Origin of the sequence: Proteus sp. GOKU (genome assembly GCF_015475555.1) — a bacterium.
Classification (GTDB): Bacteria; Pseudomonadota; Gammaproteobacteria; order Enterobacterales; family Enterobacteriaceae; genus Proteus; species Proteus mirabilis_B.
The window spans coordinates 4,053,288-4,069,168 of sequence record NZ_CP034105.1; the positions used below are offsets into that span (position 1 = coordinate 4,053,288).

Here is a 15,881-nt window from a genome sequence, read left to right on the forward strand (position 1 = left end):
AGAGACTCATCAATATACCTCGGTGATATATTGATTTGTTTTCAATTTTTCAGCTTGTTCCAGATTGTTAAAGAGCAAAATAATTCGCAGTATACTATTGCTAATATACTCTGAATTATTATTTTATATTCAAGAGATTATGGTGGAGCTAAGCGGGATCGAACCGCTGACCTCCTGCGTGCAAGGCAGGCGCTCTCCCAGCTGAGCTATAGCCCCATAATGCATTCTTTAATACCGTTTTTGTTTCTCAGGTTTCTTTATTATTGGAAAGTTTCCTTTAATTAAGAATTGAGCCAATCGCAGTGAGACAAGGCGTGGAGTCACGAAGTTTACAATAAGTAAACGAGTGAATTCACAACGCAGTATCAATACGATTTGGTAGGCCTGAGTGGACTTGAACCACCGACCTCACCCTTATCAGGGGTGCGCTCTAACCACCTGAGCTACAAGCCTATACCGGTATTTCTGCTCGTTCTTCATCAGACAATCTGTGTGAGCACTACACATAACACGTATCTCTTAGGTAAGGAGGTGATCCAACCGCAGGTTCCCCTACGGTTACCTTGTTACGACTTCACCCCAGTCATGAATCACAAAGTGGTAAGCGCCCTCCCGAAGGTTAAGCTACCTACTTCTTTTGCAACCCACTCCCATGGTGTGACGGGCGGTGTGTACAAGGCCCGGGAACGTATTCACCGTAGCATTCTGATCTACGATTACTAGCGATTCCGACTTCATGGAGTCGAGTTGCAGACTCCAATCCGGACTACGACAGACTTTATGAGTTCCGCTTGCTCTCGCGAGGTCGCTTCTCTTTGTATCTGCCATTGTAGCACGTGTGTAGCCCTACTCGTAAGGGCCATGATGACTTGACGTCATCCCCACCTTCCTCCGGTTTATCACCGGCAGTCTCCTTTGAGTTCCCGCCATCACGCGCTGGCAACAAAGGATAAGGGTTGCGCTCGTTGCGGGACTTAACCCAACATTTCACAACACGAGCTGACGACAGCCATGCAGCACCTGTCTCAGAGTTCCCGAAGGCACTCCTCTATCTCTAAAGGATTCTCTGGATGTCAAGAGTAGGTAAGGTTCTTCGCGTTGCATCGAATTAAACCACATGCTCCACCGCTTGTGCGGGCCCCCGTCAATTCATTTGAGTTTTAACCTTGCGGCCGTACTCCCCAGGCGGTCGATTTAACGCGTTAGCTCCAGAAGCCACGGTTCAAGACCACAACCTCTAAATCGACATCGTTTACAGCGTGGACTACCAGGGTATCTAATCCTGTTTGCTCCCCACGCTTTCGCACCTGAGCGTCAGTCTTTGTCCAGGGGGCCGCCTTCGCCACCGGTATTCCTCCACATCTCTACGCATTTCACCGCTACACGTGGAATTCTACCCCCCTCTACAAGACTCTAGCCAACCAGTTTCAGATGCAATTCCCAAGTTAAGCTCGGGGCTTTCACATCTGACTTAATTGACCGCCTGCGTGCGCTTTACGCCCAGTAATTCCGATTAACGCTTGCACCCTCCGTATTACCGCGGCTGCTGGCACGGAGTTAGCCGGTGCTTCTTCTGCGGGTAACGTCAATTGCTAAGAGTATTAATCTTAACACCTTCCTCCCCGCTGAAAGTACTTTACAACCCTAAGGCCTTCTTCATACACGCGGCATGGCTGCATCAGGCTTGCGCCCATTGTGCAATATTCCCCACTGCTGCCTCCCGTAGGAGTCTGGGCCGTGTCTCAGTCCCAGTGTGGCTGATCATCCTCTCAGACCAGCTAGAGATCGTCGCCTAGGTGAGCCATTACCTCACCTACTAGCTAATCCCATATGGGTTCATCCGATAGCGCAAGGTCCGAAGAGCCCCTGCTTTGGTCCGTAGACGTCATGCGGTATTAGCCACCGTTTCCAGTAGTTATCCCCCTCTATCGGGCAGATCCCCATACATTACTCACCCGTCCGCCGCTCGTCAGCAAGAAAGCAAGCTTTCCCCTGTTACCGCTCGACTTGCATGTGTTAGGCCTGCCGCCAGCGTTCAATCTGAGCCATGATCAAACTCTTCAATTAAAAGTGTTTGATGCTCAAAGAAATCGAAAACTTAGCTATTCATAAATGAATTTACTTTTGTTGTTCACTCTTCAAGACTTGATACATCTAATATTTTAGAAGATATCGTCTCTGCGAGTGCCCACACAGATTGTCTGATAATTTGTTAAAGAGCAGTGCAACATTCGCTGCCGTTTCCGGTCTTCTGCGTTGTTGCGAGGAGGCGTATATTACGTTATTCCTCTGAAGAGTCAAGAGTTTTTTCAAACTTTTTTCTTTTCTCTTCGCTGTCCTTCGCGGCTGTTGTCAGCTCATCGTCGGTCAGTGGATGCGCATTATAGGGAGTTCTCGGATTAGCGCAAGTATTTATTTCAACTTTTTTTCTGTTCGCTTTTTTTTTCAACAAAATAAAGAAAAACGCTCTAATTTTATGCTGATAGCGTAAAATCCGAACAGCTTTCTCTAGCTGACTCACGTAAGATAGAAGATAAATTATGGTATAGGTAACCTTTATTATGCAATTTAGCGAACAACGTTCAGCTTCTCAAAAGAATCTTTCTTATATAGTTGCTGAAAAATTAGGTAAACAAATTCTTTCTGGTCACTATGAACCTGAATCTTTGTTACCAGGAGAAATAGAATTAGCAGAATTACTCTCCGTCAGCAGGACTGTTATTAGAGAAGCAATAAAAATGCTTGCTGCTAAAGGAATGCTTTTACCTCGTCCAAGAATAGGTACTCGTGTCACTCCAATGCAAAATTGGAATCTATTAGATAATGATCTTCTTAATTGGTGGATAGACAGTGGTGAATTTAATAAAGTCAGCCATTATTTCCATCATGTCCGTTTAGCAATAGAACCCCAAGCCTGTTATTTAGCCGCATTTAATGCAACCGAAAGCCAAAAACAGTCTCTTGCTTTATTTGGTAGAGAAATGCAGTTGCTTGATGAGAGTTTTGATAGACAACATTGGCTAGATATCGATACTCAATTCCACTATCTCATTTATCAAGCAAGTGGCAATCCGTTCTTTGCCTCTTTTGGCTCATTATTTCTTTCTGCTTATAAAAAGTATTTTGATCTTATTGTGGGTAATGAAACTGTTCAACCGGAAACACATAATCAAATTGTTCAGGCAATTATTGATAAAGATGGAAATAAGGCGCGTGATCTCTGTTTAATCTTATTAACGAGTGATTGAATAGTTTTAATACAAATTTTATAGGTTTTCTGTTTATAATGAAGCGATAATCAAAATATAGAACAAAGACGGTATATGCTTCATGTTGAAATCCGCCAAAAATATGTCTGGGTTGCCTTGGATTGCTGCAATGGCTTTCTTTATGCAGGCTCTCGATGCAACCATTCTTAATACGGCATTACCAGACATAGCAAAAAGCCTTAATCATTCTCCTCTCGCGATGCAATCGGCTGTTATCAGCTATACATTAACTGTTGCATTATTAATCCCCGTCAGTGGATGGTTAGCCGATAGATTCGGAACACGTAAAATTTTTATTATTGCGGTTTCTTTATTTTCTGGTGGCTCTTTATTATGTGCACTTTCTCCTAACCTCACTTTTCTTGTTATTTCACGAATTATACAAGGTATAGGTGGTGCAATGATGATGCCGGTTGCACGCCTTGCTTTATTAAGAGCTTATCCACGCAGCGAATTACTGCCCATTCTCAACTTTGTCACAATGCCAGGATTAGTAGGTCCCATAGCAGGACCTCTTTTAGGAGGGGTATTGGTGACTTATGCCTCTTGGCATTGGATATTTATTATAAATATTCCTATTGGCCTATTAGGTATTTTCTATGCCATCAAGCATATGCCTAATTTCACCATGCCAAAACGTAAGTTTGATTTACTTGGCTTTGTTTTCTTTGGTTTTGGCTTAGTCATGCTTTCTGTCAGTCTTGATCTTTTTGGTGATAAAAATATCTCTCGCTATATTCCTATTGCCATTATTTTAGGGGGATTTTCTTTACTAGGGTTATACGTCAATCATGCAAGACGCCACCAGCAACCACTAATCCCTCTCAATATATTTAAAACACGCACATTCTCTGTCGGTATTGCAGGAAATATTGCAACAAGATTAGGAACTGGGTGTATTCCTTTCTTAATGCCACTTATGTTGCAAGTGGGTTTTGGTTACCCTGCAATAATTTCCGGTATGATGATGGCACCAATGGCTTTAGGTTCTATTTTAGCAAAATCATTTGTCACAAAGATCTTAGTGAAATTTAGCTATCGCCGAACACTCTTTGCTATCACAATTATCATTGGTTTGATGATAGCTCAGTTCTCACTTCAATCACCGGATATGTCTATTTACTATCTTGTCATTCCACTCTTTTTATTAGGAGTGGTCATGTCTATACAATTTACATCAATGAATACAATTTCATTGGCTGATTTAACAGACAACAACGCAAGTTCAGGAAATAGTGTTTTGGCTGTCACTCAACAATTAGCAATTAGTTTTGGTATTGCAGTGAGTGCATCTATTTTAGGATATTTTGATACAGAGAATGTGGGTACTACGGTTGATAACTTCCATTATACTTTTATTACGGTTGGTATCATTACATTGCTGTCTTCCTTTGTATTCTTACTCCTTGATAAACATGATGGCGATAATCTAACTAATAAAAAGAAAAAAGCCTAATAGCTTTATTCAAACTAAAAAAGAGAGCTTATGCTCTCTTTTTCTTTATATATAGAAGAAACACTCTATAAGGATGAAGCTAAAAAAGCATCCACTTCATGACGCCATGGTACTGATGGTTGAGCACCAGCTCGAGTGACAGCAATGGCAGCGGCTGCATGAGCAAACTTAATCGCTGGCATCATAGATTGCCCCTCTAATAAAGCAGTGATTAATGCACCATTAAATGTATCACCAGCCGCAATGGTATCTACTGCTTTCACTTTAAATGCAGGAACAATACAACCTTTATTATTTAGTTCGCTTACCCAAACACCACGGCTTCCTAATGTAATAAGAACCGTTTTAATACCTTTATTATGTAGAACATCCGCTGCTTGTTGAGCACTTTCATCATCTACGACTTTAATTCCAGTCAGATATTCAGTCTCTGTTTCGTTTGGCGTAATAATATCCACAAGTGATAACAGCTCATCAGGTAATGCTTGAGCAGGTGCTGGATTTAATATTACTTGCACATTTTCTTGTTTAGCGATTTCAGCGGCTTTCAAAACAGAATCAAGTGGTGATTCTAATTGCATTAATAGAGCATCAGCTTCTTTTATTATATTCCCATGGCGCTGAACATAACTTGTATCTAGTCGTCCATTAGCACCCGCATGAATACCGATGACATTTTCACCCTGCTGATTAACAAAAATCAGCGCGACACCTGTTGCTACGTCATCAATTAATTCAATGCTCTTGGTATCAATGTTATCTGTTATTAATTGAGCTTTGGCTTTTTTACCAATATCGTCATTTCCTAAACAAGCAAGAAATGAAATATTCGCACCACAACGCCCAGCAGCGACTGCCTGATTAGCACCTTTACCGCCAAAGACCATTTGAAATTGGTTACCTGAAATGGTTTCACCAGGAAGCGGAAAATGGGCAACATTAAGAATATGATCAGCATTAACACTACCTAAAATCACAAGTTTCTTCGCTTCCATGATTTTTCCTTACTCTCAGTAATAAATTCTAGATGTATTGCATAAATGACATTCAATATTTTAAACCGATCATCTCAGCAACATTAATGAAAAAACGTGATCACCATCGAAACGTTTCGCTAGTAAAACAAAAAAGAACCAAAAATAAGCAGTAGGAAGCTGAATCGATTTTTGTTATAAACAATTTGTGTGCTAATAGAATGTTTGACTATATGTCAGCAATCCTTTTCTGATATTTTCAGGGTGATGACGAAAATAAGTACCCATTATTAGGAGTGTTTATGCAACTTGCAGAGCGGATTTCACAACTTAGCCAATATCTTGAAACTGGGCTTTATGAGCGACAGTCAGCTATCCGTCTTTGTTTACTTGCAGCACTGAGTGGTGAGAGTGTTTTCTTACTTGGCCCTCCAGGTATTGCTAAAAGTTTAATAGCCAGAAGAATGAAAGAAGCCTTTAAAGAGGCTAAAGCTTTTGAATACCTAATGACGCGTTTTTCAACCCCTGAAGAAATTTTTGGCCCTTTATCTATTCAAGCTTTAAAAGATGAAGGTAAATATCAGCGTTTGGTTGAAGGATATTTACCTGATGCTGAAGTTGTTTTTCTTGATGAAATATGGAAAGCAGGGCCTGCTATTCTTAATACGTTATTAACGGCGATTAATGAGCGTAAATTTAGAAATGGAGAAGCTGAAGTTGCTATTCCAATGCGTTTATTAGTATCCGCCTCTAATGAACTACCGGATTCAGACAGTAGTCTTGAAGCACTATATGACCGAATGCTTATTCGTATTTGGTTAACCAAAGTACAAGATAAGAAAAATTTTCGTGCATTACTTATTAATAAAGAAGTAGGCTCTTTTCATATTCCAGAACATATTCAAATTACCGCAGAAGAGTTCTCACGTTGGCAATCAGAATTAGAAAAGATCACTTTAGATGACCACTTATTTGATTTAATTTATCAACTTCGTGAGTCTTTAGATAAAAGTGATGCAGCACCTTATGTTTCAGATAGACGCTGGAAAAAAGCGGTACGCCTTTTACAAGCCAGTGCTTTTTTTAATGGTCGTAGTGCTATTTCACCGTTAGATCTTATTTTATTAAAAGATTGCCTGTGGCATGACCAAGCATCATTTGCGTTATTAGATAAACTATTACAAAGCCTTTTAACAGAGCAAGCCTACCACCAGCTAGAGTTAATTAGAAAAACAGAAAGTTTATGGGCTGAGTGGATGCAATCAACAAGAAGTAAACAAGATCAACAGGCCTTTCGTTTTGAAAAACAAAGTGGAATGTTTGGGCGAAATGCACATTTTAGCCTATCAGAAAAAATGCAGGCTGATAAATTCACGTTGTTTTTACACATCCCTCTGCATATCCATAGTATTCAAGTTAACTTTATTACTATCGAGCAAAAAGCATTAGAAAACTTTTTAGCTAAAGGGGATGAATTATTAGCGCGTTTAAATGGTATTGGTTTCCCACAATCAATTAATGCGCAAATACGCCAAGATGGTGTATTAGAAATTTTAGATGTGAGTCGTCGAACAACATCTCTTTATCAGCAAAAAGAGACAGCGCCTGCTGCTCCTATTGAAGATAACAAAGAGTGGCTAGATAAATTAAAAGATCTGACTCAAGAAATTTATGGTGAGCAGGAAAAATTTAATCATCATCAACCAAATTTATTTATTGATAATGATTGGCTTATTTCCATCGAGCAAAGTTTTGTTCAGCTTAATGAAAAATTATCGCAATTAAAAAGCCAAATAAAGTAATGATATTATGCTGACACTTTCAACATTAGATATACTTTTAGCCATAAATGAAGGGCAGCTTATTGAGGAAGTTATTATTGCTGTACTTGCATCGCCTCAATTAGCGGTATTTTTTGAAAAACACCCAAGACTCAAAAAAGCCTTACTTAAAGATATTCACCAATGGAAAAAAAGCTTACAGCAAAGAGTAAAAGAAACCTTAGTACCTACCATGATTGCTGATGAATTTGCCCTTTATCAACAAACACAGTCATTAGGTAACGCCATATTTAATCAGCAAGTAGAGCAAATACTGGCTGAATTAAACAAGCTAGATTCCTCTTTTATTGAAGAAGCATCGCAGCTGATCAAAACCAATAAGCCTTTTTCACCAGCTCAACAAGCTTTGTTTATTCAACATTGGCGGATAAGTTTAATTTTCCAAGTCACTGCATTACACAAAGCCCTATTTGACCAAGAGCAAGAGCAACTCCTTGCTGAATTACAAGAACGTTTAGCGTTAAGTGGAAGCTTAAGTAATACATTCTCAGAAAATGAGCGTGCAGCAGGGCGTTTATGGGATATGAGCAAAGGCGTTTTAACAAAAACACCTTTCGATGAGAAAATTATTCAACGTTATAGCGACTTTCTCGATCAACAACCTGAGTTACATAAACTCGCAAGTTTGCTTGGACGTAGCAAAACAGCCAAATCACTTCCTGAAGAGAGTGTGATTTTTGAACCTGTGACTATTGTTGAGAAAGCACCCGATACAACACCTGAGCAAGTCAATGGAATAGGGCTCAGTGATGATATCTTGCGCTTACTTCCTGCTGAACTCGCTTTGTTAGGTATTAATGAAATCGAATATGAGTTTTATAGAAAGCTGGTAGAAAAACAACTCAATACTTATCGGTTGCAAGGAGACAATTGGCAAGAGCGTACTGTATTGCGTCCAGTAACTCATCATCATGATGAAGAAAGACCGAGAGGACCTTTTATTGTATGTATTGATACATCAGGTTCGATGGGGGGATTTAATGAGCAGTGTGCTAAAGCTTTTGGGTTAGCATTGATGAAAATAGCGCTAGCTGATAATCGTTCATGCCATGTGATGTTATTTTCCACTGAAACTGTACATTATCAGTTGTCATCGTCTAATGGCCTGCAAGATCTTATCAAGTTTTTGAATCAGTCATTTAGAGGGGGTACGGATTTAAGTGCTTGTTTAGATAATGTCGCAGAAAAACTCAATAGCCCAGCATGGAAAGATGCTGATGCTGTTGTTATTTCTGACTTTGTCGCCCAAAGGTTACCCGAAAACCTAATCAACAAAATCAAAAAAAGCCAACAGCAACAGCACAATCGCTTCCATGCGGTTACCCTATCCAATTACGGTAAACCCAGCATCATGAAAATCTTTGACCATATATGGCGTTTTGATACTGGATTAAAAAGTCGTTTACTTCGACGCTGGCGCCAATAATTACAGCATATCGGCGAAAGCTAAACGGGTGTCTTTTTCCCACACGCCGCATTGTACTTGTCCAATGTGCTCTTTTTGTAACAGTAGCATCACTAAACGAGATTGGCCGATACCGCCACCGATAGTTTGTGGCATATCACCATGCATTAATGCTTTGTGCCAATCCAACTCAAGACGCTTAGTATCATCTGTTAATGTTAACTGACGCATTAATGTTTCAGGATCGACACGGATACCCATTGATGACAATTCAAACGCATCTTGCAGAATAGGGTTCCAGACAAGAATGTCACCGTTTAAACCTTCAAATCCATCTTCGTTTGGCGTCGTCCAGTCATCATAATCAGGTGCTCTCACATCATGAGATTCACCACTAGAAAGCTTACCGCCAATACCAATTAAGAAAACAGCGCCATATTCTTTTGCAATCGCTTTTTCACGACCTTTAGCATCAAGGTCAGGATAACGGCGCAGTAACTCTTCAGTGTGGATAAATTGAATTTGATCTGGCAGGAACGGTACCAGACCAAATTCTTCGCTGACGGCTTTTTCAGTTTCTTTTATTGCCTGATAAATTTTACCCACTGTCTGTTTAAGATAAGGAACTGTACGCTCTTTATCTTCCATCACTTTTTCCCAATCCCACTGATCAACATAAACTGAGTGGATTTGAGTTAAGCGATCTTCGTCTGGTCGCAAAGCTTTCATATGAGTATAAAGACCTTGCCCAGAACTAAATCCAAAACGACCTAATGTTTTACGTTTCCATTTAGCTAATGAATGGACAACCTCAAAAGTAGAATCTGGTAAAGATTTGACTTTAACTTGTACTGCCTTCTCATGACCAGATAAGTTATCTTGAGTTCCATCACCAAGGCGACTTAAGATCGGTCCTTGAACTTCAATCAGTCCTAATTCTTTTTCCAGCAGTCGTGAAAAATAAGATTTAACAAAGCTAATTTGCTGTTGAGTCTGGATGAATGATTTTTCCATTTTTGTATCCCTAGTGGTGATGTCGTGTTTTGCTGATATAGATTAAGCAACAAAATGGGTACTAAATTCAATATACTTCATTAATAATAGCCTTGCTTGTTTTAAATCGTTAAAAATAACGCTATAAAAATGTATTATCGTTAAAAACAGAGGGAATTTATGGACAATATTTATCAGATCGATAATCTCGATCGTGACATACTTCACGCATTAATGGCGAATGCGAGAACACCTTACGCTGAATTGGCCAAAAAATTCGAAGTTAGCCCAGGCACAATTCATGTTCGAGTTGAGAAAATGAAGCAGGCGGGAATTATTACAGGAACTCGAGTTGATATTAGTGAAAAGCAACTCGGTTTTGATGTCTGCTGCTTTATTGGCATTATTCTTAAGAGCGCAAAAGACTATCACACTGCATTAGATAAACTAGATAAGTTAGATGAAGTTGTAGAGGTGTACTACACAACAGGGCAATACAGTATTTTTACGAAGGTTATGTGTAAAAGTATAGAAGCCTTACAAGACGTACTTATCAACAAAATCCAGACAATCGATGAAATTCAGTCAACAGAAACCCTGATCTCACTGCAAAACCCGATAATAAGGACGATCAAGCCATAAGGGTAAATTCTTATTTTTTTTTATAACCACATTATCCACAGGTAGATCCCAAGTGATTCACAGCGTACAATAGCGCGTCTTGAATATAAGGAGATCATTAATGAAAAAAGTCACTCTTATTAGTGGCAGTACCATGGGTAGTGCTGAATATGTCGCAGAACACCTTGCAGAGATCTTATCTGATGAAGGATTTGAGACAGATCTGCACCATGGACCTTCTCTTAATGATCTTCCAAATGAAGGGATCTGGCTGGTGGTCACATCAACGCATGGTGCGGGTGATATTCCTGACAACTTACTGCCTTTTGCTAATGAGATATCTGCTGATTCCGTTGATCTTAGTAATGTCACCTTTGGTGCGATCGGCATAGGAAGTAGTGAATATGACACTTTCTGCGGTGCGATCAGAACATTGGATCAAAAATTGGTGGAAAAAGGGGCAACTCGCCTTGGCGATCGTCTCGAAATTGATATTCAAAAGTACGACATTCCGGAAGATCCAGCAGAAGAATGGATGGCTTCTTGGAAAAATTTACTTTAATTTGCACAAAAAAACAGCAAACGAATGTGGATAACTCTGCTTAAAAGCAGGGGTTAACCCGTAGTTATCCATTGTATAAGGCTATATCAAGAAATGACCTGTGTATAAGTCGTCATTTTGATCCCAGCTTATCAGCAGATAGATCACGGATCATTCACAGTATATGATCCTTTACACTTTTATGATCTTTAAATAGAAAATCCACTTATCCACAGAGGATCGCTTCCCTAATAAAAGATCTAATAAAGAGATCTTTAAATAAAAAGATCTTTAAATAATTACCTGCGGATCTGCTCGCTTGTATCTGTCAAAAAGTTGAGTAGAATTCGTTTTCCCAATGCAACACATTCAGCATTCGTAACATTTAAGGTTCACACATGTTTTATCCAGAACACTTTGACGTCATTGTCATCGGTGGTGGTCACGCCGGTACAGAAGCCGCTATGGCTGCAGCTCGTATGGGGCGTCAAACCCTATTACTGACCCACAATATTGATACTTTGGGCCAAATGTCTTGTAACCCAGCTATTGGTGGGATTGGTAAAGGGCATCTGGTAAAAGAGATCGATGCCATGGGTGGATTAATGGCAACCGCTATTGACCATGCAGGGATCCAATTCAGAACCCTTAACGCAAGTAAGGGTCCAGCTGTAAGAGCAACAAGAGCACAGGCTGACCGTGTTCTCTATCGCCAAGCTGTTCGTACTACTCTTGAAAATCAACCTAATTTAATGATCTTCCAACAACCTGTTGAAGATCTCATTGTTGAAAACGACCAAGTGACGGGCGCCGTCACTCGCATGGGCTTAAAATTCCGTGCTAAATCTGTTGTTCTAACTGTTGGTACTTTCCTAGATGGTAAAATCCATATTGGTTTAGAAAATTACAGTGGTGGTCGTGCTGGTGATCCTCCATCAGTTTCGTTATCACACAGATTACGTGAATTACCGCTACGTGTAGGTCGTTTAAAAACAGGTACACCACCTCGTATTGATGCGAGAACTATCGATTTTAGTCAACTAGCTGTTCAGTTGGGTGATACTCCAATGCCTGTTTTCTCGTTTTTAGGAAATGTGGATCAGCATCCTGAACAAATGCCTTGCCACATCACATACACAAACGAAAAAACGCACGATGTTATTCGTAATAACCTCGATCGTAGCCCAATGTACGCTGGTGTCATCGAAGGAATAGGGCCTCGTTATTGCCCATCTATTGAAGATAAAGTGATGAGATTTGCTGATCGTAATTCACATCAGATCTTTTTAGAGCCAGAAGGTTTAACAAGTAACGAAATTTACCCAAATGGTATTTCAACCAGCTTACCTTTTGATGTTCAAATGCAAATAGTAAATTCCATGAAAGGTATGGAAAATGCGAAGATCATTAGACCTGGTTATGCTATTGAATATGACTTCTTCGATCCTAGAGATCTAAAACAAACCCTAGAAAGCAAATTTATCAACGGGTTATTCTTTGCTGGCCAAATTAACGGTACAACGGGTTATGAAGAAGCCGCTGCTCAAGGCATGCTCGCAGGACTTAATGCGGCACGTTATGCCTTCGATCAAGAAGGTTGGTTCCCACGTCGTGACCAAGCATACATTGGTGTATTAGTTGACGATCTTTGTACTCTTGGTACAAAAGAGCCATACCGCATGTTTACTTCTCGTGCTGAATATCGCTTGATGTTACGTGAAGATAATGCTGATTTACGTCTAACTGAAATTGGTCGTGAATTAGGTATGGTTGATGACAACCGTTGGGCACAATTTAGTGAAAAAGTTGAGCTTGTTGAAAAAGAACGTCAACGTTTAAGAAATATTTGGGTTCATCCACAAGCTGATAATCTTTCAGAAATCAATGAATTGCTAAATACGCCATTATCCAAAGAAGCTAATGGCGAAGATTTATTACGTCGCCCTGAGATGACTTACGACATACTGAAGAATATCACTCGTTTTGCACCGGGTATTGATGATTCAAAACCACAAGCTGCTGAACAAGTTGAGATCCAAGTTAAGTACGAAGGCTACATTAGTCGCCAGCAAGAAGAGATCGAAAAACAACTACGCAATGAAAATGCCGCGTTACCGATTGATCTGGACTATAAACAAGTCAGCGGATTATCTAACGAAGTTATTGCAAAACTTAACGATCACAAACCGACATCGATCGGACAAGCATCGCGGATCTCAGGAGTCACACCTGCTGCTATTTCCATTTTATTAGTTTGGTTGAAAAAACAAGGCCTATTACGCAGGAGTGCATCATGAGTGACTTACTTAATCGGCTAAAAAAGCTGGCTAAGCAAGCCAATATTGAGCTTACAGATATTCAAGCTGAAAAACTTACGGGTTATGTCGCGATGCTTGATAAATGGAATAAAGCTTACAACCTCACCTCTGTAAGAGATCCACAGCAAATGCTTATCCGTCATATTTTGGATAGCATTGTTGTGAGTCAATATCTTGAAGGTGAAAGATTTATTGATGTGGGAACAGGTCCTGGATTGCCCGGTATTCCACTGGCGATAATGCGTCCCGATCACCATTTTGTATTATTGGATAGCTTAGGTAAGCGTGTTCGCTTTATGAAGCAAGTTCAGCACGAACTAGGACTTGATAATATCGAACCTGTTCAATATCGCGTTGAAGAATACCAAACAGAGAAGCCTTTTGATGGCGTTATCAGTAGAGCATTTGCCTCTATGAACGATATGCTCTCTTGGTGCTCTCATTTAGTGACTGAAGAACATGGTCGTTTTTATGCATTGAAAGGACAAATTCATCAAGAAGAGTTAGATGAACTTGCTGATAATGGATTAAAAATGCCTGAAAAAGTGATTAGCTTATCGATACCTGAATTGAATGAACAAAGACATTTGGTGATTATTTAATCAAATATCTTGAGTCTCACAGATCCTTTTTTCATTTTTTGTGCTCTGGCGATAATATTTACAATGTTATCGCCATTTGTTTTATGGGGATTTATGAGAGTCATTAAAATTCACCTCAATAAAACAATAAATTAACAATTCATTATCTTTTACTTTAATTCTCTTTGTAACCTCAGTTTTTCTCTTTTTATTTCCAAAATAAATTAATAATTCTGTGCATTATAAAAATATTGAATTTATTTAATTGAAAATTGGCTAATTATTTTTCAATTGCCACTAAATTGTTCATAAAAGGGAGTTTAATTGTTAACTCTGTTATATATTTTATGAAATAAGCTTTATTTATACTTTTATATTTGTGATGTGTATCACGCTATTTATTTTCTTCAGCACTATTATTTTTACTCTTTTTGTTCTTAATCATTTTTCATAAATGGAACCTTGGTAAGAAATTTAAATTAATCTTCACTTTTTCGCTACTTATTGATTGAATTCATTGCCACGCCCCGTATAATTTGCTCGTTTTTGTCACTTGACACTTTATAGCAAAGACAGTTTGATACATCATTCAGTAATACCTTTTACGATAGCTAGTCTGGAGAATACAAACGTCATGTCTGTCTCCCTCTACAACGGGAAAGTTGCACTGAAACTGTTATTTTTGCAGTTTATGACTTTTGTTATTCTCAGTGCGGGTTTCTACTTAAAGAGTACAGACTGGAGTTTTTCGGCTTTTTTAGGCGGATTGGCATGTTGGTTACCCAATATTGCTTTTCTTTTGTTAATGCGCTTACAGAAAGTCAACGAAGAAGAAGCTCCAGTTCGCATAAACTGGCTTTTTGCTTTCAGTGAAGGGTTGAAGGTTATATTATCAATAGCCTTGCTGATTGTTGCTTTAGGAGTGTTTAAAGCGGCATTTGCACCACTGGTCATGACCTACTTAGCGGTGCTTGTTATGCAGGTCGTTGCACCAGCCGTCATTAACGGTTAGCGTTTTTAACAACAAAAGGGTAATTGGCATCATGTCTGCATCAGGAGAAGCATTAACCACTAGAGACTACATAGGTCACCACCTGAATAACCTTCAGTTGGACCTGCGTACTTTCGAGTTGGTCAATCCCCATGCTGAAAATGCGCCATCATTCTGGGTGTTAAATATTGACTCACTTTTCTTTTCAGTACTGATGGGAGCTCTGTTCCTATGGCTGTTTAGAAAAGTAGCAGTAAGAGCAACCAGTGGCGTACCGGGAAAATTCCAGACTGCAGTAGAAATGATCATTGGTTTCGTTGATAGCAGCGTCCGTGATATGTATCACGGAAAGAGCAAGGTCATTGCACCTTTGGCATTGACTGTGTTCGTTTGGGTGCTGTTAATGAATGCCCTGGATTTATTACCAATCGACTTCATCCCTTATATCGGTGAACACATCTTAGGGTTACCAGCGTTACGCATCGTTCCGACTGCGGACGTGAGTATTACTCTATCGATGGCAATTGGTGTATTTATCCTGATCCTTTTCTATAGCATTAAGATGAAAGGCATAAAAGGGTTTACAAAAGAGCTGACTTTACAGCCTTTTAATCACCCAATTTTTATTCCTGTCAACTTAATCTTGGAAGGGGTAAGCCTGCTATCAAAACCTGTTTCCCTCGGTCTTCGACTGTTTGGTAACATGTATGCAGGTGAACTGATCTTTATTCTTATTGCTGGTCTGTTACCGTGGTGGTCACAGTGGTTATTAAGCCTTCCTTGGGCAATATTCCACATACTGATTATTACGTTACAAGCATTTATTTTCATGGTTCTAACGATTGTCTATCTGTCGATGGCATCTGAAGAACATTAATTATTAACTCTTTG

12 protein-coding genes, 2 tRNA genes and 1 rRNA gene are annotated in these 15,881 nt (G+C 39.5%); 10 read left to right on the forward strand and 5 right to left on the reverse strand.

Annotation, left to right across the window (positions count from 1 at the left end; translation table 11 throughout):
- Nucleotides 1-140: 140 nt before the first annotated feature.
- The 3 genes from EHE21_RS18495 to EHE21_RS18505 all read right to left on the reverse strand — a co-directional run bounded on the left by EHE21_RS18495 (nt 141) and on the right by EHE21_RS18505 (nt 2,067).
- Nucleotides 141-216, reverse strand: a tRNA-Ala gene (locus EHE21_RS18495).
- Nucleotides 217-376: 160 nt separating this feature from the next.
- Nucleotides 377-453 (reverse strand) — tRNA-Ile (locus EHE21_RS18500).
- 71 nt (nt 454-524) lie between these two features.
- A 16S ribosomal RNA gene (locus EHE21_RS18505) occupies nt 525-2,067 on the reverse strand.
- Between the two features lie 494 nt (nt 2,068-2,561).
- On the opposite strand from EHE21_RS18505, the gene EHE21_RS18510 reads away from it, so the two are divergent.
- Nucleotides 2,562-3,248, forward strand: a complete 687-nt coding sequence (locus EHE21_RS18510) for a FadR/GntR family transcriptional regulator (protein ID WP_194951499.1) — start codon at nt 2,562-2,564, stop codon at nt 3,246-3,248.
- Nucleotides 3,249-3,330: 82 nt separating this feature from the next.
- On the forward strand, nt 3,331-4,725 hold the full coding sequence (mdtD, locus tag EHE21_RS18515; RefSeq protein WP_194951500.1) for a multidrug transporter subunit MdtD: 1,395 nt from the start codon (nt 3,331-3,333) through the stop codon (nt 4,723-4,725).
- Between the two features lie 65 nt (nt 4,726-4,790).
- Here mdtD and rbsK read toward each other — a convergent pair whose 3' ends face one another.
- A complete protein-coding gene (gene rbsK, locus EHE21_RS18520) occupies nt 4,791-5,720 on the reverse strand; it encodes a ribokinase (RefSeq protein ID WP_194951501.1) in 930 nt (309 codons plus the stop codon).
- Between the two features lie 281 nt (nt 5,721-6,001).
- On the opposite strand from rbsK, the gene ravA reads away from it, so the two are divergent.
- Both ravA and viaA read left to right on the forward strand, forming a co-directional pair.
- On the forward strand, nt 6,002-7,501 hold the full coding sequence (gene ravA / locus EHE21_RS18525) for an ATPase RavA (RefSeq protein ID WP_194951502.1): 1,500 nt from the start codon (nt 6,002-6,004) through the stop codon (nt 7,499-7,501).
- A 7-nt stretch (nt 7,502-7,508) separates the two neighbouring features.
- Complete coding sequence (gene viaA, locus EHE21_RS18530) at nt 7,509-8,966, forward strand: ATPase RavA stimulator ViaA (RefSeq protein WP_194951503.1); 1,458 nt, start codon at nt 7,509-7,511, stop codon at nt 8,964-8,966.
- On the opposite strand, the gene asnA is transcribed toward viaA, so the two are convergent.
- The gene (asnA, locus tag EHE21_RS18535; protein WP_088494187.1) at nt 8,967-9,959 is read right to left on the reverse strand and encodes an aspartate--ammonia ligase; all 993 of its coding nucleotides are present in this window, start codon (nt 9,957-9,959) and stop codon (nt 8,967-8,969) included.
- 159 nt (nt 9,960-10,118) lie between these two features.
- On the opposite strand from asnA, the gene asnC reads away from it, so the two are divergent.
- The 6 genes from asnC (at nt 10,119) to atpB (ending at nt 15,867) form a co-directional block, all read left to right on the forward strand.
- Nucleotides 10,119-10,580, forward strand: a complete 462-nt coding sequence (asnC, locus tag EHE21_RS18540) for a transcriptional regulator AsnC (RefSeq protein WP_023583317.1) — start codon at nt 10,119-10,121, stop codon at nt 10,578-10,580.
- A 100-nt stretch (nt 10,581-10,680) separates the two neighbouring features.
- Complete coding sequence (mioC, locus tag EHE21_RS18545; protein WP_194951504.1) at nt 10,681-11,121, forward strand: FMN-binding protein MioC; 441 nt, start codon at nt 10,681-10,683, stop codon at nt 11,119-11,121.
- Nucleotides 11,122-11,498: 377 nt separating this feature from the next.
- Nucleotides 11,499-13,397 (forward strand): tRNA uridine-5-carboxymethylaminomethyl(34) synthesis enzyme MnmG, encoded by a 1,899-nt coding sequence (mnmG, locus tag EHE21_RS18550; protein WP_194951505.1) that lies wholly within the window; start codon nt 11,499-11,501, stop codon nt 13,395-13,397.
- Entirely contained in the window at nt 13,394-14,020 is a 627-nt protein-coding gene (rsmG, locus tag EHE21_RS18555; RefSeq protein WP_088494184.1) for a 16S rRNA (guanine(527)-N(7))-methyltransferase RsmG, read from the forward strand. Before mnmG ends, rsmG begins: the two co-directional genes overlap by 4 nt.
- 613 nt (nt 14,021-14,633) lie before the next feature.
- Complete coding sequence (gene atpI, locus EHE21_RS18560) at nt 14,634-15,011, forward strand: F0F1 ATP synthase subunit I (protein ID WP_088494183.1); 378 nt, start codon at nt 14,634-14,636, stop codon at nt 15,009-15,011.
- Nucleotides 15,012-15,042: 31 nt separating this feature from the next.
- Entirely contained in the window at nt 15,043-15,867 is an 825-nt protein-coding gene (gene atpB, locus EHE21_RS18565; RefSeq protein WP_072071088.1) for a F0F1 ATP synthase subunit A, read from the forward strand.
- Nucleotides 15,868-15,881 lie beyond the last annotated feature (14 nt).

Coding starts and splice junctions, on each gene's coding strand:
- EHE21_RS18510 (WP_194951499.1), top strand. CDS start 2,562: ATGCAATTTAGCGAACAACGTTCAGCTTCTCAAAAGAATCTTTCTTAT.
- mdtD (WP_194951500.1), top strand. CDS start 3,331: ATGTTGAAATCCGCCAAAAATATGTCTGGGTTGCCTTGGATTGCTGCA.
- rbsK (WP_194951501.1), bottom strand. CDS start 5,720: ATGGAAGCGAAGAAACTTGTGATTTTAGGTAGTGTTAATGCTGATCAT.
- ravA (WP_194951502.1), top strand. CDS start 6,002: ATGCAACTTGCAGAGCGGATTTCACAACTTAGCCAATATCTTGAAACT.
- viaA (WP_194951503.1), top strand. CDS start 7,509: ATGCTGACACTTTCAACATTAGATATACTTTTAGCCATAAATGAAGGG.
- asnA (WP_088494187.1), bottom strand. CDS start 9,959: ATGGAAAAATCATTCATCCAGACTCAACAGCAAATTAGCTTTGTTAAA.
- asnC (WP_023583317.1), top strand. CDS start 10,119: ATGGACAATATTTATCAGATCGATAATCTCGATCGTGACATACTTCAC.
- mioC (WP_194951504.1), top strand. CDS start 10,681: ATGAAAAAAGTCACTCTTATTAGTGGCAGTACCATGGGTAGTGCTGAA.
- mnmG (WP_194951505.1), top strand. CDS start 11,499: ATGTTTTATCCAGAACACTTTGACGTCATTGTCATCGGTGGTGGTCAC.
- rsmG (WP_088494184.1), top strand. CDS start 13,394: ATGAGTGACTTACTTAATCGGCTAAAAAAGCTGGCTAAGCAAGCCAAT.
- atpI (WP_088494183.1), top strand. CDS start 14,634: ATGTCTGTCTCCCTCTACAACGGGAAAGTTGCACTGAAACTGTTATTT.
- atpB (WP_072071088.1), top strand. CDS start 15,043: ATGTCTGCATCAGGAGAAGCATTAACCACTAGAGACTACATAGGTCAC.